This window comes from Pseudomonas sp. SDO5532_S415 (assembly GCF_054071155.1).
This window is the reverse complement of the sequence record NZ_JBSVWS010000020.1, coordinates 26,067-47,732: the sequence shown is the minus strand read 5'-3', so window position 1 is coordinate 47,732 and position 21,666 is coordinate 26,067. Positions and strand designations below refer to the sequence as shown.

Here is a 21,666-nt window from a genome sequence, read left to right as displayed (position 1 = left end):
TAAATGAAACTAACCCACATCGTCTGGGATGTGGAGATGGGCGTATTCTTCGCCCTCATCAACAGGAATTAAAATGAGCGAAAGCTTTGCGGAACTCTTTGAAGAAAGCCTAAAGACCCTGAACCTTCAGGCAGGCTCCATCATCACCGGTGTTATCGTTGATATCGATTACCAAGCTCGCTGGGTAACCGTTCACGCTGGCCTGAAGTCCGAAGCACTGATCCCGCTGGAGCAGTTCTACAACGACGCTGGCGAACTGAACATCAACGTCGGTGACGAAGTTCACGTTGCTCTGGACTCGGTTGAAGACGGTTTCGGTGAAACCAAGCTGTCCCGTGAAAAAGCCAAGCGCGCTGAATGCTGGATCGTTCTGGAAGCAGCCTTCGCAGCCGAAGAAGTGGTCAAGGGCGTTATCAACGGTAAGGTTAAAGGCGGCTTCACTGTCGACGTTAACGGCATCCGTGCGTTCCTGCCAGGTTCTCTGGTTGACGTCCGTCCAGTGCGCGACACCACGCACCTGGAAGGCAAAGAGCTGGAATTCAAGGTCATCAAACTCGACCAGAAGCGCAACAACGTTGTCGTTTCCCGTCGCAGCGTCCTGGAAGCCGAGAACTCCGCCGAGCGCGAAGCTCTGCTGGAATCCCTGCAGGAAGGCCAACAAGTCAAAGGTATCGTCAAGAACCTCACCGATTACGGCGCATTCGTCGATCTGGGTGGCGTCGATGGCCTGCTGCACATTACCGACATGGCTTGGAAGCGTATCAAGCATCCTTCCGAAATCGTCAACGTTGGCGACGAGATCGATGTCAAGGTTCTGAAGTACGATCGCGAGCGCAATCGTGTTTCCCTGGGCCTCAAGCAACTGGGCGAAGATCCATGGGTTGCTATCAAAGCCCGTTACCCAGAAAGCACTCGCGTTACCGCTCGTGTAACCAACCTGACCGACTACGGCTGCTTCGCTGAGCTGGAAGAAGGCGTTGAAGGTCTGGTACACGTTTCCGAAATGGACTGGACCAACAAGAACATCCACCCTTCGAAAGTCGTACAAGTCGGCGACGAAGTGGAAGTTATGGTTCTGGACATCGACGAAGAGCGTCGTCGTATCTCCCTGGGCATCAAGCAGTGCAAGTCGAACCCATGGGAAGACTTCTCTGGCCAGTTCAACAAGGGCGACAAGATCTCCGGCACCATCAAGTCGATCACCGATTTCGGTATCTTCATTGGTCTGGACGGCGGCATCGACGGTCTGGTTCACCTGTCCGACATCTCCTGGAACGAAGTGGGCGAAGAAGCCGTACGCCGCTTCAAGAAGGGCGACGAGCTGGACACCGTTATCCTGTCGGTTGACCCAGAGCGCGAGCGCATCTCCCTGGGTATCAAGCAACTGGAAAGCGATCCGTTCTCCGAGTACGTTCAAGAGAACGACAAAGGCGCCATCGTTAAAGGCATCGTGAAGGAAGTTGACGCTAAAGGCGCCATCATCACTCTGGCCGACGATATCGAAGCAACTCTGAAAGCCTCCGAAATCAGCCGTGACCGCGTTGAAGACGCGCGTAACGTTCTGAAAGAAGGCGAAGAAGTAGAAGCCAAGATCATCAGCGTTGACCGCAAGAGCCGTGTAATCCAGCTCTCGATCAAGTCGAAAGACGTTGAAGACGAGAAAGAAGCCATCCAGAGCCTGCGCGACAAGCCAGTAGCTACGGATGCTCCAGTAGCCACCACTCTGGGTGACCTGCTGCGTGCTGCACAAGCGGAAAAACAGAACTAAGTTCTGACTTTCTGTAAAAAAAGGGCGACTTCGGTCGCCCTTTTTTGTGCCTGGAATTTGACCGGGGTCTTAGGGTGTATGGCCTGGCTTCGGTTGAGCTTGAAACAAATGGCCGTTAAAGGATGTCTCTTTCTTTAACGGGATCAATCGCTTAATTACAGCTAGTCTTTATTCTGAAGCGAACGGCGGTCGGGCCGGGCGCCTGGCATAAGGAAGTGAATGAACAAGCTCATTGTAGCGATAGCAGTACTGACGCTGGCGGGATGTGCCACCAGTGCCAAGACTCATGCAGTACGCGGGGTCAGTGGCATTGAGGTTGATTGTTCGGGGCTGGGGTCGGGTTGGGAGAAGTGCCTCAAACGAGCGGCGAAGGAATGCAAGGGGGCTGGCTACAAGGTTGTGACAAGGTCTGATGATGCCAAGGAAGAGGATGACTTTCCCTTCGGCTTCAATCCGGCGGGATACCTGACGCGCACCATGCTGGTTATATGCAGGTGAACGCTATGGCTCGCCGGCCTGAAAACCGGGTATTGCGCGGTGTGCAGGGGGATGTCAAAACTTGGACTGTTCAAATTCGTTGGGGCATGCTAAAACCGTGGGAGCGATTTTCCTAGCTGCTTGAAAAAGAAGGGAAAAATATGACGAAGTCGGAGTTGATCGAACGAATTGTCACCCATCAAGGGCTGCTCTCATCCAAGGATGTGGAGCTGGCCATCAAGACCATGCTTGAGCAAATGTCCCAATGTCTGGCCACCGGTGATCGCATCGAGATCCGCGGCTTTGGCAGCTTCTCTCTGCACTATCGCGCACCGCGCGTAGGGCGCAATCCAAAAACCGGTCAGTCCGTCAGCCTCGACGGCAAGTTCGTGCCACATTTCAAGCCAGGCAAAGAACTGCGCGACCGTGTGAACGAGGAAGAAGAGGAAGGGCTTTGATCGTCGCCACTCTACAAGGAGCCGCTCATGCGTAACCTCAAGCGCGTATTGATCGCGGTATTCGTCCTGCTGCTGGTACTGGCGATCCTGGCGTTCGTTCTAGAGAATCAGCAATCCGTTACCCTGCTATTCCTGGGCTGGGCCGGGCCGCAACTCCCGGTATCGGTAGTCATGGTGGTTGCCTTGCTCATTGGCATGGTGGTCGGGCCGATTATCAGCTGGTTTCTGGGGCGTACATCCAGAGCATCTCGCAGGCGCCTTGCTTGACTGAATAGACGTCACTGCTTGTCCATATCCGATTATCGCGCCAGCATAAGACCTTAGATGCTGCATAGCTGCGGCATATGGGCCATTCTGTTCGCGCTGGCTTTGAATAAAGCTCTGCACGCCAGATGGCGCTGCTGTCAGTCACTCAAGGGTATGGTTTCGCGTGAAAATTCTAGTCACTGGCGGCGCGGGCTTTATCGGTTCGGCAGTTGTTCGCCATATCATCTCCAGTACTCACGACTCTGTGGTGAACGTCGATAAGCTGACTTACGCCGGTAATCTTGAATCCTTGGCTGAAGTCAGCCAAAACCCTCGTTATTTTTTCGAGCGTGTCGACATCTGCGATCGAGAACAGATTGATCGTATCCTGCGTCAGTACCAACCCGATGCCATCATGCATTTGGCCGCAGAGTCTCATGTCGATCGCTCCATCTCCGGGCCGGCTGAGTTCATCCAGACCAATATCATCGGGACTTACACCCTGCTGGAAGCAACGCGTCACTATTGGGCGTCGCTGGATGATGCGCGCAAAGCCAGCTTCCGCTTTCATCATGTTTCGACAGACGAAGTGTTCGGGGACCTTGAGAGCGCTGATGAGCGCTTCTCTGAATCCACCTCCTATCAACCAAGTTCGCCGTATTCAGCCAGTAAGGCGGGTTCTGATCATCTGGTTCGCGCTTGGGGTCGTACTTATGGTCTGCCGACGCTAGTCACCAATTGCTCAAACAACTACGGCCCTTATCACTTCCCTGAGAAGCTGATCCCATTGATCATTCTCAATGCGCTGGAAGGCAAGCCTCTGCCTGTGTATGGCGATGGCAGGCAGGTTCGAGACTGGCTCTATGTCGAGGATCATGCTCGCGCACTTTATAAAGTGGTAACAGAAGGCGTTGTGGGGCAGACCTACAACATTGGTGGCCACAACGAAAAACAAAACATTGAAGTGGTGTGCGCAATTTGCGCGCTGCTCGATGAGCTCTGCCCGGACTCCCCGTACCGGCCGCACTCCAGTCGGATCACCTACGTTCAGGATCGTCCTGGTCACGACCAGCGCTACGCGATCGATGCCGGCAAGATCCAACGCGAATTGGGCTGGGTGCCAGAGGAGACCTTCGAAACCGGTCTGTGCAAAACTGTTAAGTGGTACCTCGGCAATCTGGAGTGGGTTGCCCATGTGAAAAGCGGCAGCTATCAGCAATGGATGGATCAAAACTACGCCGTTCGTTTGAGCAAGGTATGAAAATCCTCTTGCTGGGGAAAAACGGGCAGGTGGGTTGGGAGCTGCAGCGCTCGCTCGCGCCGCTTGGCCAGCTGATTGCCCTCGATCGGCATGCCGTGGAGGGTTTGTGTGGTGACCTGGCTGATTTGACTGCGTTACGTGCAACGATCCGGCAGGTGAGGCCGGACTTGATCGTCAATGCCGCTGCTTACACTGCGGTCGATAAGGCAGAGTCCGAAACTGAGTTGGTCAGTCGTGTGAATGGGCAGGCATGCCGGGTGATGGCCGATGAAGCGGTCTCTCTGGGCGCTTGGCTGGTTCACTATTCTTCCGATTATGTCTTTAGCGGTCAGGGTTCCACGCCATGGCGCGAATCTGATCCGGTCGCACCGCTGAATCACTACGGTGCCAGTAAGCTCGCCGGTGAGCAGGCGATTATCGCGAGTGGATGCAAATACCTGATTTTTCGTACCAGTTGGGTATATGGTGCGCGTGGCAATAACTTTGCCCTGACCATGCTGCGTCTGGCCAGGGAGCGCGAAACGCTGAACGTGGTCGCGGATCAGTTCGGTGCTCCCACCGGGGCTGACCTGATTGCCGACATTACTGCGTTGGCCATTCAACAGGTCCTGAGACGTCCTGAGTTGTCGGGTTTGTATCATCTGGCCGCCAGTGGAGAAGTGTCCTGGCACGGTTATGCAAGCCATGTTATCGGTTTTGCTCAATCCAATGGCGAGCAACTGGCGGTTGCGGCAATCAACTCAATCGCAACCAGCGCCTTTCCAACCCCTGCGCGTCGCCCTCTGAACTCGCGTTTGGACACGCAAAAGCTGCGCGACAATTTTTCTCTACACTTGCCTGATTGGCAAAGTGGCGTTACCCGAATGCTCATGGAAGTACTGCACAAATGACTACCCTAAATCGCAAGGGCATCATCCTCGCGGGTGGCTCGGGCACGCGCCTGCATCCGTTGACCCTGGGCGTGTCCAAACAAATGCTGCCCATCTACGACAAGCCGATGATTTTTTATCCGCTGTCGGTACTGATGCTCGCAGGCATCCGTGAAATCCTGATCATCTCGACGCCAGAAGATCTGCCAAATTTTCGCAAGCTATTGGGTGATGGAAGCCTGTATGGCATCAAGCTGACGTATGCGGAGCAACCCAGTCCGGACGGACTGGCGCAAGCCTTCATCATTGGCGAGGCTTTTATCGGTAACGACCCTTGCTGCCTGATTCTGGGCGATAACATTTTCTATGGTCATCACTTCTCCGACAGTCTGCGTTTGGCCAGCAATCAAGAGCATGGCGCGACAGTCTTCGGATATCACGTGTCTGATCCAGAGCGTTTCGGCGTGGTGGAGTTTGATTCGGATGGCAAGGCGCTGAGCATCGAAGAGAAGCCGGCTAATCCAAAATCCAGCTTCGCGGTCACTGGTTTGTACTTCTACGACAATCAGGTGGTCGAGATCGTCAAGAGCATCAAACCGTCTGCTCGAGGTGAGCTGGAAATCACGGATGTCAATCTTGCTTACCTGGAGCGCAAGGCGCTCAAGGTAGAAATTCTGGGTCGGGGTTTTGCCTGGCTGGATACTGGCACGCCGGAGTCGCTGCTTGAGGCCAGCCACTTCGTGCATGCCATTGAGAAGCGCCAGGGTCTGAAGGTGGCGTGTCTAGAGGAAATCGCCTACAACAGTGGGTGGATATCTGCAGTAGATCTTTCGGCACAAGCAGATCGTCTTGGCAAGACGGCATATGGGGCTTACTTGCAGAAATTGCTCAAGGTGCCCGGACTACAGATTTGAGGCCAGTAATGATTGATGTTATTTTGATGGCTCAAAGTTGAAGCACCTGATTGTTTTACAAATGATTTTTCGTCTCCCGTCGGCGCATGAGTTATTAATTCTCGATACTCCCTGTAGAATGGCCGGCAGACATATCTGACCTAGTTCGGCATTGCATCTCGATCTCAATTGGCTTGCTTTCCCTTCATAGAGGACTTCCGTGTCGAGCTGTTTCCACAGTGAAAAGCCAGGCAGGAGCTTTCGATCAGGGTAGAGCAAGGCATCAGGGAAGCGGGTTCGGGAAGGCTCGATAGGTGGAGATCAAATATGAGCTGTCACCTTTGCATTCGCTTCAAGCAATATTTTGCATTGATTACGATGCAGGAATGACTGGAAACATAACCGAGCCCCGCTTGCTGGCCTACCTGCCAGAAGGGGGATTAAGGATTTAGCGCATGGAACTGATTCCCGTAATTTTGTCTGGTGGAGTGGGCAGCCGTTTGTGGCCCGTTTCTCGAGAAGCCCATCCGAAGCCGTTCATGGAGCTGCCGGATGGCCAGAATCTCATCCAGAAGACCTTCCTCCGGGCTGCGCGCCTGGAAGGTGTTGTGGAGATTCTTACGGTGACCAACCGCGAGCTCTTGTTCAAGACCGAAGACGAGTACGGCGCAGTTAATGATGCCAAACTTGCCCAAGGGTTCATTCTGGAACCTTTCGGTCGTAACACTGCCGCTGCCGTTGCTGCGGCTGCATTGCAGCTGGAGGCCACACACGGGCCTGACGCCCAGATGCTGGTGCTAGCGGCTGACCATTTGATTCAAGACGAAAAAGCTTTTGCCGCGGCCGTGACCAGTGCCATGAAGCTTGCGGCCGAGGGTTGGTTGGTAACCTTCGGTATTCAGCCGACTTATCCTGAAACAGGTTTTGGTTACGTCGAAGCGCAAAAAGACGCGCCACTGAAAGGCGGGCTGAAGGTTGCACGATTCGTAGAAAAGCCTGATCTGGACACCGCGCAAAGTTATATCAGCGCCGGTAACTATTATTGGAACTCCGGGATGTTCTGTTTCCGGGTGGGCACGGTTCTGGAAGAACTGCGCCAGCATGCTCCAGATGTCGTAGAGGCAGTGAACAAAACAATCGAAGTTTCGCGCCTGACATCTTCCAGAAAATACCGTTGTTTGGCGCTCGACGTCGATGCATTCGCAGAAGTTCCAGATATTTCCATTGATTACGCACTAATGGAACGCTCGTCCAAAGTTGCCACGGTTCCGTGTGATATCGGTTGGAGTGACATCGGCTCCTGGAATGCGGTCAGCGAACTGACGGAGTCTGACGAGAACGGCAACCGATTTGAAGGTGAAGTGCTGTCCCATGGTTCGCGTAACAACTACGTGAACAGTGAAGGCCGCCTGACCGCACTGGTTGGTGTTGAAGACTTGTTGGTAATCGATACACCTGATGCGGTGATGATCGCTCACAAAGATCATGCCCAAGACGTGAAGCATATCGTCAACCAGCTCAAGGCGTGCAGTCACACAGTTCACTTGCTTCACCGCACTGTGCATCGTCCTTGGGGGACCTACACAACGCTGGAAAACGGTGAGCGCTTCAAGATCAAGCGCATTGTGGTGAAGCCTGGCGCTTCTCTGTCGCTGCAAATGCACCACCATCGCAGCGAACACTGGATCGTTGTTAGCGGCACAGCGGTGGTCGTTAACGATCAGAAAGAACTGATGCTTCATACCAATGAATCAACTTTCATCCGTGCGGGTCACAAACACCGCCTGAAAAACCCGGGAGTGATCGATCTGGTGCTGATCGAGGTGCAGAGCGGTGATTATCTGGGTGAAGATGACATCGTTCGATTCGAAGACAATTACGGTCGGGTCGATCAATAACGACACTGATTCCGATGCGAGTCCCGCGCCTCGCGGGGCAGCGCGCCAGTGCCATCAGGCTCTGGTGATCCATTCTTACCGTTGCCGCCCCAGGGCGGCAACGGACATTTCAGCTAGTGAGTAGAATGTATCCTCCTATCGTGACGCAATGCTTCAAAGCCTATGACATCCGTGGTCAGGTTCCCTCTCAGCTCAACGAAGATATCGCCTACCGCATCGGTCGTGCACTCGTAGCCGAACTGCAAGGTAAAACCTTCGTTGTCGGCCAGGACATGAGGCTTGAAAGCCCGCCCCTCGCAACCGCATTGATGCGCGGTATTACCGAGGCGGGTGCTGATGTGATCGACATCGGGCTTTGTGGCACCGAAGAAGTTTACTTTGCCACCAGCCACTACAAGGTTGACGGTGGCGTGATGATCACTGCCAGTCATAACCCTAAAGGCTACAACGGCATGAAGCTGGTCAAGGCGGAATCCCGGCCTATCAGTGGTGACACTGGTCTGGACGCCATACACCAGCGTGTCGATCAGGGTAATCTGGGGGGAGCTGCGTCAGTAAAAGGTGAGGTTCGTCAGGCTTTCGACAAGACCGCCTACATCGACCATTTGCTTACTTACGTCGACGTCAGCGCCTTGAAGCCTCTCAAGATCCTCGCCGACCCGGGTAACGGCGCTGCCGGCCCTGTGCTGCAAGCATTAGCTGCTCGCTTGCCGCTTCAGTGGGTATTCATCAACGAAGAACCCGATGGCAACTTTCCGAACGGCGTCCCCAATCCTCTACTGCCTGAGAACCGCGAGCTGACTCGTCAGGCATTGCTGGCCAATCAATGCGACATGGGCCTGGCTTGGGACGGTGATTTTGATCGCTGCTTCTTCTTCGATGCCGATGGCCGGTTTATCGAGGGTTATTATCTTGTGGGCCTGCTGGCCGAAATGCTGCTCAAACAACATCCGGGCAGCAAGATCATCCATGACCCGCGCCTGACCTGGAACACCATTGAGCAGGTCGAGCAGGCGGGTGGTATCGCGGTTCAGAGCAAAACCGGGCATGCCTTCATCAAGGAGCGCATGCGAGAGGAAGATGCGGTGTATGGTGGAGAGATGAGCGCCCACCATTACTTCCGGGATTTTGCGTACTGCGATAGCGGAATGATTCCGTGGTTGTTGGTGGCGGCGTTGATGACAACCTCCGAAAAAACACTGGCACAGTTGGTTGACGAGCGGATCGAAGCATTTCCTTGTAGCGGAGAGATTAACTACCGTGTGGTCGATGTGAATGAGACCTTGAAAAAAGTGCTCGAACACTTCCTGCCGAAAAAACCGCTTATTGATGAAACAGATGGGATCAGTCTTGAATTTGGCGATTGGCGCTTCAGTCTGCGGGGTTCCAATACGGAGCCATTGCTCCGGTTGAACGTGGAAAGTCGTGCGAAAGAAGAGCTTGTTGCGCGCTATGTGGCGGAAATTGCCGGTTTGATCCAGCAGTAAGTACCTTCAGTATGATTATGGGGTGTGAAGCGATGGAGCCTGAAAAAGGCTTCTATCCCTGCGCTGTAAATCGCACGATTCAGAATTGCAAAGAGTGAAGCAACCTGGCTTCACTTTTACCAGGAGTCAGGAATGTTGGAGCTGTTCAAAAGCCTTTGGGATTACCGAGGCTTCGTTTTTTCATCCATCCGTAATGAGTTTTCTGCCCGTTTTGCTCGAAGCCGCTTAGGCGGTCTGTGGATGATCATCAATCCGCTGGCTCAAGTCGCCATTTATGCGCTGGTGCTCTCCAACGTTCTGGCAGCAAAGCTGCCTGGGATCGACAATAAGTACGCGTACGCCCTCTATTTGATGGCGGGTATGCTGGCGTGGAGCCTGTTCTCGGAGATCATCGGGCGTTGTTTGACCTTGTTCATCGATCAAGGCAACCTCATGAAAAAAATGCGCTTTCCGCGTATCACCTTGCCGGTGATTGTCGTGGGATCGTGCCTGCTCAATTATGCGTTGCTGTTTGTCGCGCTATTGGTGGTTTTTGCTTTGTTGGGTCAATGGCCACACATTCAGATGCTATGGCTCATCCCATTGACGGTCTCAGTCACTTGCCTGGCTGTAGGTATCGGCTTGATTCTCGGTGTACTGAACGTTTTCATTCGGGACGTAGGCCAAGTGGTACCTATCCTGTTGCAAGTCTGGTTTTGGTTCACCCCCGTGGTTTACCCCGTCAATATTATTCCTGAACAATTCAGAAACTACATGGAAATCAACCCCATGTTCCCGATCGTCAGTGCGTACCACGATGTTTTGGTATACGCCAAAACCCCCAATATCGAGTTAATCGCGGTGACGACTGTTATCGCGTTGGGCTTGATGCTGTTGGGGCTGTTTATGTTCCGCCGCGCTGCGCCGGAAATGGTGGACGTGTTATGAGCCTGCTGACTGTAGATAACTTGGGTAAGGCTTATCGCACCTACGCCTCTGAATTGCAGCGAGTTGGCCGTTGGTTCGGGCTGAAATTCAGTCCCAGAGAAGAGCATTGGGTGCTGAAGAACATCAGCTTTTCCATCAATCCGGGAGAAGCCATCGGTATCGTCGGTCAAAACGGTGCGGGAAAATCTACGCTGCTGAAAATGATCACTGGAACCTTGCAGCCAACGGAGGGCAGCGTTCGCGTTAATGGACGTATTGCCGCCATTCTTGAGTTGGGTATGGGGTTTACACCTGATTTGACCGGGCGCCAGAATGTCTATCACGCTGCTGGCCTGATGGGGTTCAGTGCTGAAAAAATCAGTGGTGTCATTGGTGAAATTGAGGCTTTCGCCGAAATCGGTTCGTATTTCGACGAGCCTGTGCGCACCTACTCCAGCGGGATGCAAATGCGTGTTGCCTTCGCCGTCGCCACTGCAGTTCGTCCTGAAATTCTGATCGTGGACGAAGCGCTTGCAGTAGGTGACAGTTACTTTCAGCACAAAAGCTTTGACCGTATTCGCGAGTTTCAGGCGCAGGGAACCACGCTACTTATTGTTTCTCATGACCGCGGTTCGATCCAGGCACTATGCAATCGCGCGATTCTGCTTGAAAAAGGCGCCGTCTTGAAAGACGGCAAGCCTGAAGAGGTCATGGATTTCTACAATGCCTTGATCGCCGAAAAAGAGAACTCGACAGTACAGCTCCGTGAGTTGGAAGACGGCTCCATACAGACCCGATCCGGCACCGGAGAAGCGAGTATCGAGTCCGTCACTTTGCATAACACAGCAGGCGACCCTATCGAGTATGTATCAGTCGGTGAAAGCGTTTCCTTGCGCATCAAAACAAAGATCAACAGTGCGATCCCAGAGCTTGTGGTCGGCTACCTCATCAAGGACAGACTGGGACAGCCAGTCTTTGGTACCAACAGTCACCATTTGGGGTGCAAAATTGACAACCTGGAAGCGGGGGAAGCGTTGAGCTATTCGTTCACTTTCGCAGCGAATCTGGGTGTTGGCTCTTACTCCGTTGCTGTCGCATTGCATACATCGGGCAGTCATTTATCACGTAATTATGAGTGGATGGATTTAACTCTCGTGTTCAACGTCGTCAATCTTTTACAAAGCGAGTTTGTAGGGCTGGCCTGGATGCCACCGAGCGTGGAGTGCAGCCGATGAACATTCCGTTCTACCGAGCTTTTGAAGACCGCTATCGTGGTTCGCGTGAATTGATTCGGGAGCGGCAACAAGTCTATGTGCCATTTCTTGAGTCTCTCATTCAGCTGTATCCAGAGAGTAAAGCGCTTGATCTGGGGTGCGGTCGCGGGGAGTGGCTGGAGATACTGACCCAGGTGGGCTTCGATCCTCTGGGCGTCGATCTTGATACTGGCATGCTTGACGCTTGTCACGCGCTGGGACTGCCGGTTGAAGAGGGTGATGCACTGGAAATGCTGAAAAGCTTGCCGGATGAAAGCCTGACAGTAGTCTCGGGTTTTCATATCGCTGAACACATTCCCTTTGAGGTTTTGAAAGTACTGGTTGCAGAGGCACTGCGCGTACTCAAACCTGCCGGATTGCTCATACTGGAAACCCCCAACACGGAAAATCTGGTGGTAGGCACTCAGAATTTCTTTCTTGACCCTACTCATGAGCGTCCGATCCCGCATCTGCTTTTGAGTTTCCTGACTGAGTATTCAGGATTTTGCCGCTCTAAACTGCTGCGCCTGCAAGAATCAACTGCGCTAGCCGAAGGTGGGTCAGTTGACTTGTTGAATGTGTTGCATGGCGTCAGTCCGGATTATGCAATCATCGCGCAAAAACAAGCATCCCCTGAACAGATTGAAAAATTCGACGCAGTCTTTGCTCAAGATTATGGTCTGTCGCTTGAGAAACTCGCACGTCGTTATGACACGCAACTCGCACAGTGGATGGAGCAAAGTGGTTCATCTGCCGTCGAACTGCGTGAACAACTAAATCATGTTCAGGATGGGCTGCGCGACGAACTGATTCATGCTCAGGATGGGCTGCGCGAGGAGTTGAACCGTGTTAAGGATGGGATGCGTGAGGAGCTGAATAATCTCCAGGATGCGTTACAGGAACTCAAGACACGTCTAAATGAATCGGCAAAAAGTGAGCACCATTGGCGGATTCAGGTCAATGCCTATGAAGCTCGGATAATGGCGCTCCTGAACAGTACGTCATGGCGAGTCACTCAGCCCTTGCGCGCTTCAAAATCACTGTTCCGGGGGGCGATAACGCTTCCCGTCCGCCTGGCCAAACGCGTCATTCGTTCGTTATTGGTCCGCTCGATACGCTTTGTCATGAACCGGCCCGGTCTGCAGATGCGTATCAGTAATAAGATAAAGTCCTACCCAAGGCTCTTTGAATTTATGAGGCAATTCGCCTTGCGCCATGGAAGCATGCAGCGTGACCCGGTAGAGGCGCCCGAGGATAGCATCCTCACTGCGAGTCCACGGGTGACCCGTATTTACTCCGAATTGAAACTGGCATTTGAGAGCAAGGAAAACCGCTGATGCGTATTGTTATTGACCTACAAGGCGCCCAGTCTGAAAGTCGTTATCGAGGTATCGGTCGTTATTCTCTTTCCCTGGCGCTGGCCATGGCGCGAAACGCTGGCGAACATGAAATATGGTTGGCGCTGAACAGTCGCATGCCAGAAAGCATTCCCGATATCATCGCCGCTTTTTCAGGTCTTATCCCGGAGAGTCGGATCCGTATCTTTGACGTACCCAATGATATAAACCCGAGCCCGTGGTTGGCACGTGCTTCCGAAGTTGTCCGCGAAACGTTTCTGAGTACGCTTGAGCCGGACGCAGTTGTGGTCAGTAGCTTGTTCGAAGGTTATAGGTCTAACGCTGTTACTTCGATTGGAGCAATCCCTGCAAGTCATCAGACAGCAGTGGTGCTCTATGACCTGATTCCGTATATGAACAAGGAGGTCTATCTCCCGACATTCGACCTTCAGGATTATTACTACCGTAAAATCGACTGGTTGAAAAACGCGGATACGCTGTTAGCCATCTCTGATTCATCGCGTCAGGAAGCTGTTACTCAACTGGGTATGGACGGGTCCAAGATAGCGAACATTTCGGCTGCCATTGGCGACCAGTTTATCCGCGATAAGCATGACTTGAACAAGAGTCTGCTCGTTTTGGAACGCCTGAGAATAAAAAGCGAGTTTATCCTGTATGCCCCAGGTGGCTTTGATCCGAGAAAAAATTTCGGCCGTCTACTAGAGGCCTACAGCAAGCTGCCCGCTTCTCTAAAAGATAAGCACCAACTGGTCATCGTGAGTAAGTTGCAGCCTCAGCAAAAAATGGAACTGCTCGCTCTAGCGAAGAAGTATAGGGTGAAACCTACTGAGTTGGTCCTGACCGGCTATGTGAGTGAAAGCGACCTGGCCTCGTTGTACTCGCTGACTAAGCTGTTTGTCTTTCCGTCTACTCACGAAGGTTTCGGCCTGCCAGTGCTCGAAGCTATGGCGTGTGGTGCAGCGGTAATTGGTTCTAACTGCAGCAGTATTCCGGAAGTCATTGGATTTGCCGACGCGTTGTTTGATCCTCTTTCCACTCAGTCCATCACAGCGAAAATGGCCAAAGCGCTGGAGAGTGAGGCTTTTCATGCGCGCTTGGTCGAAAGTGCGGCCGAGCAAGTCGCGAAATTTTCTTGGGACGATTCGGCCAAGAAAGCAATTGCGGCGCTGGAGCAAGGTGCGCTTCCAGCAGCTATAGATGCTTCATGTTATTCGAAAGACGTTTTGCAAAAGCGCCTAGTTGAACTCTCGGGGACTCAGCCTGACGATAACGATTTATTCAAGATAGCAAAAAGTCTCGCCTTTAACTTCGCGAGCCTGGAAGAAGAAAAGCAGCTTTTACTGGATGTCTCCTGCATTGTTCATAGTGATGCAAAGTCAGGTATTCAACGCGTCGTGCGTAGTCTGCTGCATGAGTTTTTGAGTGCGCCGCCTTCGGGCCTGAAAGTGCGTCCTGTTTATTATGCAGACGGAAGATATTACTACGCCAATAACTTTGCCTCGCGTATTCATGCCCAGTTCCCTGAAACGATAGATGCGGTGATTGACTACGCGCAGGATGATATTTACTTATCGTTGGATCTGAATATGCATTTGACCGGCCAGCTCTATCCGCTGCATAGTCAAATGCGTCTGATGGGTGTGCAGGTTAACTACATCGTTTATGACCTGTTGCTCTTCCATCGCCCTGATTGGTGGCCCTCGCCAAATGCTGAGTTTTTTAATGACTGGCTGAGCAAGATCAGTATGGTCGCAAGCAAACTTATTTGCATTTCTGGCGCTGTGGCCGGGGAAATGGAGCAATGGCTGGCGTCCAATACAGAAAAGTATGCAGGTAACAAGCCGGTGGTTAAGAGTTTCCATTTGGGGGCTGATATCAACAGCAGTTTACCATCTTTGGGGTTACCTGAGGATGCACAGGATGTGTTAAGTAATTTGGCTGACAGACCAAGTTTCTTGATGGTCAGTACTATTGAGCCTCGAAAGGGGCATTCTCAAACGCTGGCGGCATTTGAAGAACTGTGGAAAGAAGGTCATCAAATCAACCTGGTCATCGTCGGCAAGAGGGGATGGCTGGTCGATGACCTAGTTGAGCGTCTGAGTGTACACCCGGCAAAAGGGCGCACACTCTTTTGGCTGGAAGGCATCAGTGACGAATACCTAGAAAAAATCTATTCAGCATCGACTTGTCTGATTGCGGCGTCCGAGGGTGAAGGATTCGGTCTTCCGCTGATTGAAGCGGCTCAGCACCATCTGCCAATGATTGTCCGTGACCTTCCGGTTTTCCGGGAAATCGCAGCCGAACATGCGTTTTATTTCGAAGGCATGTCAGGGAGCGATCTGGCGCGATTCGTTAGGGCCTGGATGCAGTTATTCGAGCGAGGTCAACACCCTCAGTCCAGGACAATGCCATGGTTGACGTGGGAGGAAAGTGCTAAGCAATTACAAGATGCGTTGATTTGAATCCGTTGTTGTCTGAAGTGCGTGGTTTTTCTCGCTGAACTCTGCCAACAAGAAATTAAAGTCAGCGAAATTCGCATCGGTCTCGAGTTGGCCTATGATTTTTTCTCCAGTGTTCGGTTTCACAGGCTCAGTTCAGCTCGGGTTGATCGTGAATGGCTTCGATGTGCGGAAGGTAGGCCTGCAGAGGTTTGCGTTGTCGTCGCATACTTGAACAATTTTGGGGAGGGGCGTCGTCATTGGCTAACAGCTCTAGCTTGTCCTAAAAGGAGTTGATTTCCTCAGCATTTGCTCAAGCATTTGCTAAAACGGAAAAAATGTCGTCATAAAGCCCTTTCGGCATGGTGATCATGCCCTGAACTCAACCGAATCAGGAGTCGAATACAGGCGTGCTGGCGGTGTCAAGCTTGGGTTAAAAATGGGCGACTATTCACCCTTCCACTGCACATCTCGGATATAATTCGTCGATTTTTGACCTGCAAGTGCCTCGTGCAGGGGCTTTCGCTTTTGTATGCTCTCTGTTAAAGGGGGTGAACAAATAACCGTATGCTGAAACGGAAAGGATATGAGCCACGTGTTCACAATACATGCTATCAGACTTCGAACCATTGATTTAGTAATTGTGGTCGCGTTATCTATTCTGTTTGTTATAGTCATGTATCCATATTTAACAAACGGATTCTGGTTTGATGACTCGCTAAATAGCCAAGTGTGGGGGTTGATTAATAGGGCGGAGACTTCTCTCTTCGATTTCTCTATAAAAATCATGACTAGTTGGCTTCATGCTGGAAGGCTAATGCTTTCCTTTCCTTTTATTTATAGTTTTTACTACTATGTGAATGACCCTGCTTTGGTTCGGTTTTTTGATGTCGTATTGGTTGCTGTAAATATCGGGCTTGTTGTGCATCTGTTACGGCTCTTGCAGTCGGCGTGGTCAATGACTGGGTTGTTTGTATTATTTTTGTTGATGTGCTTTCAGGTGAGGGATTTTCATGACCCTATCGGGTCCTATGCTACCTTTTTGCAAATGTTGGCTATTGAGTTGATACTGTCATTGATATTGTTGGTGAAGTGGCTTCGCGGTGGTTCGTTGTGGTTAGTAGTGCTGTCATCTTCGATTGCGTTGTTTTCGGCGTTTTGTTATGAGTTAAATGTTATTTACGTGCCGATTGCATTTCTAATGATATTTTTTTCTAGCTGTCAAAGAAAGTGGCCGGGAATATTGATTGTTACTGTTCCGTTTGTAATTTATGTCGTTGTGACATTGTATATTAAAGATATGGCGGTGGTGGGTTATCCGGGCTCGCAAATCGGCGCAATGGATAAGATCCCTGTTACTTATCTGATTCAGTTTGCTTCGGGATTGCCTGGTAGTTATTACTTTTTGAGGGGGGAGGGGGATTTCTCTCTGCTTCAAGCGTTTGCGTTGATGAAAGATCATGCAGCTATTATGGTGGTGCTTTTTGTGTTGTCTTTTTTCTGCTTTTGGTCATTTTCTGAGAGGAGACGCCTATCTCAAAATTTCCCAAGTCTAGGTATTGTTTTTGTTGCGCTGGTGTTGATGTGTTTTCCTCCGTTATTGATCTCAATATCCTCAAAGTATCAGTCTGAATTGATAGTTGGTGTGGGTCATATAGGTGTTTATTATCAATATTTTGGCGTAGCCCTTATGATGGCTCTTGGGTGGTTCTTTGTAGCCCAATTATCCAATGTGTGGTTGAAGGGTGTGGTGTGTTTGGTGTTTTCATCTTGGTTAGGGTTTAATTTTCTCGTTAGTTTGGATCGTTCTGAAAAGCTGGACTTTATATTTGGGGAGCCAAGGAACTCGTTAGTGCATGCTATCGAGTCTGGGTTGTTAGATGGGGTAGCAGACGGTGATACAATAGATATTTCAGGTCAGCCGGTATTTATTAATGGTAATCTGATATATCAGGTTGCTAGGAAACGAGTATACATTCCTAGTGAGCCGGCAATCGCTGGTATCTTTGAGTCAAAGCCTAGAGAGGCTTCGAAAATATACAGGCTCACTCGTCAAGTCGAGGCGCCTCGTGATTGGCGTATAGAACTGGTTAGGTAGTTAGTATATATTTTATAGTTTTTATCAATAATTTAAGTTATCTGGTTGGGATTATGAAGTCAGTCACTATATGTAACGGGAAGGTGTTTAATTCGGCGATCGGCGAGTCGATGCTTGATAATGCTAGAACTCAAGGGATAACGTTGGAGTACAGTTGCAGGACCGGCCGCTGTGGCGTTTGTAAGGCAAAAGTGGTGAGCGGGGAGACAGAGGCTTTCAAAGGTGAGCTTTCGCTCAGTGAGGAAGAGCGTCAAGATGGGTACGTTTTGACATGTTGTCGTTATGCTAGTACTGACGTTGAGTTGGATATTGAAGATATTGGCGCTCTTGGCGATATCAGTGTCAGAACTATGCCCTGCAGAATTGATGCAATTGGGATGCTTGCTGATAATGTCATTCAGCTCATATTGAGGCTTCCACCTAATAGTAAGTTTTCTTATTTGCCTGGGCAGTACTTGGATGTAATTGGCGCTGGTGGTGTTCGTCGTAGTTATTCCATTGCCAATGCTCATCGTGAAGATGCAAAACTGGAACTGCACATACGGGAAGTCGAGCAGGGTGTCATGTCACAGTATTGGTTCACTGAGGCTAAGGTGAATGATCTTTTGCGATTAGAGGGGCCGTTGGGTACCTTTAGTTTGCGTGAAAAAGAGTGCAAAAATATCGTTTTCTTGGCAACTGGCACTGGAATTGCGCCAGTCAAAGCGATCCTAGAGCAAATCCTCAGTACCCCTGCACTGGTTGTGGGAAAGAAGATTTATATCTATTGGGGGGGGCGCACTCAAAAAGATATTTACTGGGAGCCGAATCTCGATGGTTTGGACGCTGTGTTTATACCGGTATTGTCTCGGGCAGATTCTTCTTGGGCTGGGCGGAATGGCTATGTACAAACAGCTTTGATGGAGGATGCTTTGGATCTTTCTCAATCGGTTGTATACGCCTGCGGCTCGGAAGATATGATTTTTTCTGCTCGTGAATCGCTGGCTAAGGCGGGCTTGCCCGCAAAGAATTTTTACTCAGATGCCTTTGTGCGTTCAAACTAATCAGGAGGGATTATGAAAGCAGTAATTTTAGCAGGTGGCTTAGGGACGCGCTTGAGCGAAGAGACCAGCATTCGACCAAAGCCAATGGTGGAAATCGGTGGGAAGCCGATACTTTGGCATATCATGAAAATGTATTCGTCTCACGGCATTAATGATTTTGTTATTTGCTGTGGTTATAAGGGATACTTGATTAAGGAGTACTTTGCGAACTACTTCCTTCACATGTCCGATGTAACATTCAACATGCGAGAAAACAGCATGGAAGTGCATGGCAAGCGCGCGGAGCCTTGGAACGTGACGTTGATTGATACTGGTGACGTTTCAATGACAGGGGGGCGTCTGCGTCGAGTGGCAGACTATGTTCGTGATGAAGAGGCGTTCTGCTTTACCTATGGTGATGGTGTTGGAGATATGGACATCAGTGCGACGGTGGCTTTCCACAAACAACATGGTAAAGCGGCAACACTCACTGCTACCTACCCGCCAGGTCGGTTTGGTGCGTTAGATATCAAGAAGGGGCAGGTACTCAACTTCAAAGAAAAGCCCAAGGGTGACGGCGCTATGATTAACGGGGGATTTTTCGTATTGACTCCCCAGGTACTCGATTACCTGACCGACGACAGCACCGTATGGGAGCAAGACCCACTGATGAACCTCGCTGCTGACGGCCAATTGATGGCATACGAACACCACGGCTTCTGGCAGCCAATGGATACTTTGCATGACAAAAACATGCTTGAAAATCTATGGCACAATGGCAAGGCTCCGTGGAAAACCTGGGAATAATATGAAAGCTACTGTCGCACCTGCCTTCTGGAAAGGGAAAAAAGTCTTCCTCACCGGTCACACTGGCTTTAAGGGCAGCTGGCTGTCGCTCTGGCTGCAGGGTATGGGTGCGCAAGTAAAGGGTTTTGCGCTCACCCCGCCTTCGACGCCTGCGCTATTCGATGAGGCTCGTGTATCTGAAGGCATGCAGTCTGAAATCGGCGACATTCGTGACTTGCGAACCGTGATCGACAGCATGACAGCGTTTGATCCTGATATCTTGATCCACATGGCGGCTCAGCCATTGGTCAGATTGTCGTACCGTGAGCCGGTGGAAACCTATGCGACCAACGTCATGGGCACACTTCATGTGTTAGAAGCCGCTCGCAAGTGCTCTAACCTGAGAGCCATAGTCAACGTCACGACCGACAAATGCTATGAAAACCAGGAGTGGGAGTGGGGCTACCGCGAAAATGAACCGATGGGCGGGCACGACCCATACAGTAATAGTAAGGGCTGCGTAGAGTTGCTCACCTCGGCTTACCGCAAATCTTTCTTCAGTAGTGAAAAATCAGCAGCACTTGCCTCCGCGAGAGCGGGAAATGTGATTGGTGGTGGTGATTGGGCGGAGGATCGCCTTATTCCAGATATCCTCCGTGCTGTTGAGAAAAGCATACCTGTGATCGTCCGCAATCCACAGGCCACTCGTCCATGGCAGCACGTTCTCGAGCCTCTGGGTGGCTATTTGGTTCTGGCGCAGAATTTGTGGGAACATGGCCATCCATTCGCCCAAGGTTGGAACTTTGGACCTAGGGATGAAGATGCGAGGCCTGTGGAGTGGATACTCAACCATATGGTCGAAGCTTGGGGCGCAGGCGCTAGCTGGCAGCTGGACAACGACCCGCAACCACACGAAGCCCGTTATCTCAAGCTGGATATCTCAAAAGCACGTGCGCACCTGCATTGGACCCCTACCTGGGACCTGGAAACAACACTTATCCATATTGTCAATTGGCACCGTGCATGGTTGCGCAGCGATGACATGCGGGCTCGTTGTATGGAAGAAATAAACGGCTATATGACGGCTATGGCCACAAGTAACTAATTAACTAAAGCTTTAAGTAGGAAATCTCATGACCCCCGATATGCTCCGTCAGGAAATCAGCCAGCTCGTTGAGCGTTATGCCCAGACTGCTTTGGCTGCCAAGCCATTTGTTGCTGGTGAAAGTGTTATTCCACCATCCGGCAAGGTGATCGGCGCACGCGAACTGCAACTGATGGTCGAAGCGTCCCTTGATGGCTGGCTTACAACGGGCCGCTTCAACGCAGAGTTTGAGAAAAAACTCGCTGAGTTTCTGGGCGTCAAGTATTTGCTTAGCGTCAACTCCGGCTCCTCGGCTAACCTAGTAGCTTTCAGTACCTTGACATCGCCCAAGCTTGGCGAGCGAGCCATCAAAAAAGGCGATGAAGTCATTGGTGTTGCGGCCGGTTTTCCGACCACAGTTAACCCAATTGTCCAGTTCGGCGCCATACCGGTGTTTGTAGACGTTGATATGGCTACTCACAATATCAACGCCGATCTCATCGAGGCGGCCATCACGCCCAAGACCAAGGCAATCATGCTTGCCCATACTCTGGGTAACCCTTTCAATCTGGGTAAGGTCAAGGAATTGTGCGAGAAGTACAACCTGTGGCTGGTTGAAGATTGCTGTGATGCACTGGGCGCCACCTATGATGGTAAGTTGGTTGGTACTTTCGGTGACATCGCCACTCTGAGTTTCTATCCTGCGCACCACATCACGATGGGTGAAGGTGGGGCAGTATTTACCAACAATGCCCAACTCAAACTAATCGCTGAGTCCTTCCGAGATTGGGGGCGTGACTGCTACTGCGCGCCTGGTTGTGATGATACATGCGGTAATCGTTTCGGTCAGCAGTTTGGTAGTTTGCCTCAAGGTTATGATCATAAGTATGTTTATGCTCACTTGGGATACAACCTCAAAATTACTGATATGCAGGCTGCCTGTGGTCTGGCGCAACTGGATCGTGCTCAAGAGTTTATCGATACTCGTAAGCGTAACTTCAAGCTGCTAAAAGAACGTCTTTCCAGCTTGAGCGAGTTTCTTGAGATCGCTGAGGCTACGGCAAATAGCGATCCTTCCTGGTTCGGCTTTCCGGTAACGCTCAAGGAGAGCGCGGGTGTCAATCGAGTGGATCTGCTTAAATTTCTCGATCAGAACAAGATCGGAACACGACTGCTTTTCGCCGGTAATCTCACTCGCCAGCCTTACTTTCAAAACGTGGAGTATAGAGTTGTTGGTGATTTGACCAATACCGACCGCACGATGAACCAAACCTTTTGGCTCGGTGTTCAACCAGCATTGGGTCAGGAGCATTTCGACTACGTCGGTGAGAAGTTGGAAGAGTTCTTCGGGATCGGTTTCTAAA

At 51.1% G+C, this 21,666-nt stretch carries 18 protein-coding genes; all 18 read left to right on the top strand.

The window, feature by feature from the left end:
- Nucleotides 1-73: 73 nt before the first annotated feature.
- The 18 genes from rpsA to rfbH all read left to right on the top strand — a co-directional run bounded on the left by rpsA (nt 74) and on the right by rfbH (nt 21,665).
- Nucleotides 74-1,768, top strand: a complete 1,695-nt coding sequence (gene rpsA, locus ACW9HW_RS08250; protein WP_047527094.1) for a 30S ribosomal protein S1 — start codon at nt 74-76, stop codon at nt 1,766-1,768.
- Between the two features lie 219 nt (nt 1,769-1,987).
- The gene (locus ACW9HW_RS08245) at nt 1,988-2,266 is read left to right on the top strand and encodes a hypothetical protein (RefSeq protein WP_457399368.1); all 279 of its coding nucleotides are present in this window, start codon (nt 1,988-1,990) and stop codon (nt 2,264-2,266) included.
- 140 nt (nt 2,267-2,406) lie between these two features.
- Nucleotides 2,407-2,703: an integration host factor subunit beta gene (ihfB, locus tag ACW9HW_RS08240; protein WP_007899751.1), complete on the top strand. Its 297-nt coding sequence runs from the start codon at nt 2,407-2,409 to the stop codon at nt 2,701-2,703.
- A gap of 27 nt (nt 2,704-2,730) precedes the next feature.
- Nucleotides 2,731-2,970, top strand: a complete 240-nt coding sequence (locus ACW9HW_RS08235) for a LapA family protein (RefSeq protein WP_457399366.1) — start codon at nt 2,731-2,733, stop codon at nt 2,968-2,970.
- Between the two features lie 163 nt (nt 2,971-3,133).
- Nucleotides 3,134-4,210, top strand: coding sequence for a dTDP-glucose 4,6-dehydratase (gene rfbB / locus ACW9HW_RS08230; protein ID WP_457399364.1), 1,077 nt, complete (start codon nt 3,134-3,136; stop codon nt 4,208-4,210).
- Nucleotides 4,207-5,100: a dTDP-4-dehydrorhamnose reductase gene (gene rfbD / locus ACW9HW_RS08225; protein WP_457399362.1), complete on the top strand. Its 894-nt coding sequence runs from the start codon at nt 4,207-4,209 to the stop codon at nt 5,098-5,100. The genes rfbB and rfbD overlap by 4 nt, the downstream gene beginning before the upstream one ends.
- Nucleotides 5,097-5,993: a glucose-1-phosphate thymidylyltransferase RfbA gene (rfbA, locus tag ACW9HW_RS08220; protein WP_457399361.1), complete on the top strand. Its 897-nt coding sequence runs from the start codon at nt 5,097-5,099 to the stop codon at nt 5,991-5,993. Before rfbD ends, rfbA begins: the two co-directional genes overlap by 4 nt.
- Before the next feature lie 434 nt (nt 5,994-6,427).
- Nucleotides 6,428-7,870 (top strand): mannose-1-phosphate guanylyltransferase/mannose-6-phosphate isomerase, encoded by a 1,443-nt coding sequence (locus ACW9HW_RS08215; protein ID WP_457399359.1) that lies wholly within the window; start codon nt 6,428-6,430, stop codon nt 7,868-7,870.
- A gap of 125 nt (nt 7,871-7,995) precedes the next feature.
- Nucleotides 7,996-9,357 (top strand): phosphomannomutase, encoded by a 1,362-nt coding sequence (locus ACW9HW_RS08210; RefSeq protein ID WP_457399357.1) that lies wholly within the window; start codon nt 7,996-7,998, stop codon nt 9,355-9,357.
- Between the two features lie 132 nt (nt 9,358-9,489).
- The gene (locus ACW9HW_RS08205) at nt 9,490-10,284 is read left to right on the top strand and encodes an ABC transporter permease (RefSeq protein WP_457399356.1); all 795 of its coding nucleotides are present in this window, start codon (nt 9,490-9,492) and stop codon (nt 10,282-10,284) included.
- The gene (locus ACW9HW_RS08200; protein ID WP_457399355.1) at nt 10,281-11,498 is read left to right on the top strand and encodes an ABC transporter ATP-binding protein; all 1,218 of its coding nucleotides are present in this window, start codon (nt 10,281-10,283) and stop codon (nt 11,496-11,498) included. The genes ACW9HW_RS08205 and ACW9HW_RS08200 overlap by 4 nt, the downstream gene beginning before the upstream one ends.
- Nucleotides 11,495-12,853 (top strand): methyltransferase domain-containing protein, encoded by a 1,359-nt coding sequence (locus ACW9HW_RS08195; protein ID WP_457399353.1) that lies wholly within the window; start codon nt 11,495-11,497, stop codon nt 12,851-12,853. Before ACW9HW_RS08200 ends, ACW9HW_RS08195 begins: the two co-directional genes overlap by 4 nt.
- Nucleotides 12,853-15,336, top strand: a complete 2,484-nt coding sequence (locus ACW9HW_RS08190) for a glycosyltransferase family 4 protein (protein ID WP_457399351.1) — start codon at nt 12,853-12,855, stop codon at nt 15,334-15,336. Before ACW9HW_RS08195 ends, ACW9HW_RS08190 begins: the two co-directional genes overlap by 1 nt.
- Nucleotides 15,337-15,898: 562 nt before the next feature.
- Nucleotides 15,899-17,410: a hypothetical protein gene (locus ACW9HW_RS08185; protein WP_457399350.1), complete on the top strand. Its 1,512-nt coding sequence runs from the start codon at nt 15,899-15,901 to the stop codon at nt 17,408-17,410.
- 53 nt (nt 17,411-17,463) lie between these two features.
- The gene (locus tag ACW9HW_RS08180) at nt 17,464-18,453 is read left to right on the top strand and encodes an FAD-binding oxidoreductase (RefSeq protein WP_457399348.1); all 990 of its coding nucleotides are present in this window, start codon (nt 17,464-17,466) and stop codon (nt 18,451-18,453) included.
- Nucleotides 18,454-18,465: 12 nt separating this feature from the next.
- Nucleotides 18,466-19,239 (top strand): glucose-1-phosphate cytidylyltransferase, encoded by a 774-nt coding sequence (gene rfbF, locus ACW9HW_RS08175; RefSeq protein WP_457399346.1) that lies wholly within the window; start codon nt 18,466-18,468, stop codon nt 19,237-19,239.
- Between the two features lies 1 nt (nt 19,240).
- Nucleotides 19,241-20,323, top strand: a complete 1,083-nt coding sequence (gene rfbG / locus ACW9HW_RS08170; RefSeq protein WP_457399344.1) for a CDP-glucose 4,6-dehydratase — start codon at nt 19,241-19,243, stop codon at nt 20,321-20,323.
- 28 nt (nt 20,324-20,351) lie between these two features.
- Nucleotides 20,352-21,665, top strand: a complete 1,314-nt coding sequence (gene rfbH, locus ACW9HW_RS08165; RefSeq protein WP_457399342.1) for a lipopolysaccharide biosynthesis protein RfbH — start codon at nt 20,352-20,354, stop codon at nt 21,663-21,665.
- Nucleotide 21,666 lies beyond the last annotated feature (1 nt).

Coding starts and splice junctions, on each gene's coding strand:
- rfbG (WP_457399344.1), top strand. CDS start 19,241: ATGAAAGCTACTGTCGCACCTGCCTTCTGGAAAGGGAAAAAAGTCTTC.
- ACW9HW_RS08190 (WP_457399351.1), top strand. CDS start 12,853: ATGCGTATTGTTATTGACCTACAAGGCGCCCAGTCTGAAAGTCGTTAT.
- rfbF (WP_457399346.1), top strand. CDS start 18,466: ATGAAAGCAGTAATTTTAGCAGGTGGCTTAGGGACGCGCTTGAGCGAA.
- rfbA (WP_457399361.1), top strand. CDS start 5,097: ATGACTACCCTAAATCGCAAGGGCATCATCCTCGCGGGTGGCTCGGGC.
- ACW9HW_RS08185 (WP_457399350.1), top strand. CDS start 15,899: ATGAGCCACGTGTTCACAATACATGCTATCAGACTTCGAACCATTGAT.
- rfbH (WP_457399342.1), top strand. CDS start 20,352: ATGACCCCCGATATGCTCCGTCAGGAAATCAGCCAGCTCGTTGAGCGT.
- ACW9HW_RS08200 (WP_457399355.1), top strand. CDS start 10,281: ATGAGCCTGCTGACTGTAGATAACTTGGGTAAGGCTTATCGCACCTAC.
- ihfB (WP_007899751.1), top strand. CDS start 2,407: ATGACGAAGTCGGAGTTGATCGAACGAATTGTCACCCATCAAGGGCTG.
- ACW9HW_RS08195 (WP_457399353.1), top strand. CDS start 11,495: ATGAACATTCCGTTCTACCGAGCTTTTGAAGACCGCTATCGTGGTTCG.
- ACW9HW_RS08215 (WP_457399359.1), top strand. CDS start 6,428: ATGGAACTGATTCCCGTAATTTTGTCTGGTGGAGTGGGCAGCCGTTTG.
- ACW9HW_RS08180 (WP_457399348.1), top strand. CDS start 17,464: ATGAAGTCAGTCACTATATGTAACGGGAAGGTGTTTAATTCGGCGATC.
- ACW9HW_RS08210 (WP_457399357.1), top strand. CDS start 7,996: ATGTATCCTCCTATCGTGACGCAATGCTTCAAAGCCTATGACATCCGT.
- ACW9HW_RS08245 (WP_457399368.1), top strand. CDS start 1,988: ATGAACAAGCTCATTGTAGCGATAGCAGTACTGACGCTGGCGGGATGT.
- ACW9HW_RS08205 (WP_457399356.1), top strand. CDS start 9,490: ATGTTGGAGCTGTTCAAAAGCCTTTGGGATTACCGAGGCTTCGTTTTT.
- rpsA (WP_047527094.1), top strand. CDS start 74: ATGAGCGAAAGCTTTGCGGAACTCTTTGAAGAAAGCCTAAAGACCCTG.
- rfbD (WP_457399362.1), top strand. CDS start 4,207: ATGAAAATCCTCTTGCTGGGGAAAAACGGGCAGGTGGGTTGGGAGCTG.
- ACW9HW_RS08235 (WP_457399366.1), top strand. CDS start 2,731: ATGCGTAACCTCAAGCGCGTATTGATCGCGGTATTCGTCCTGCTGCTG.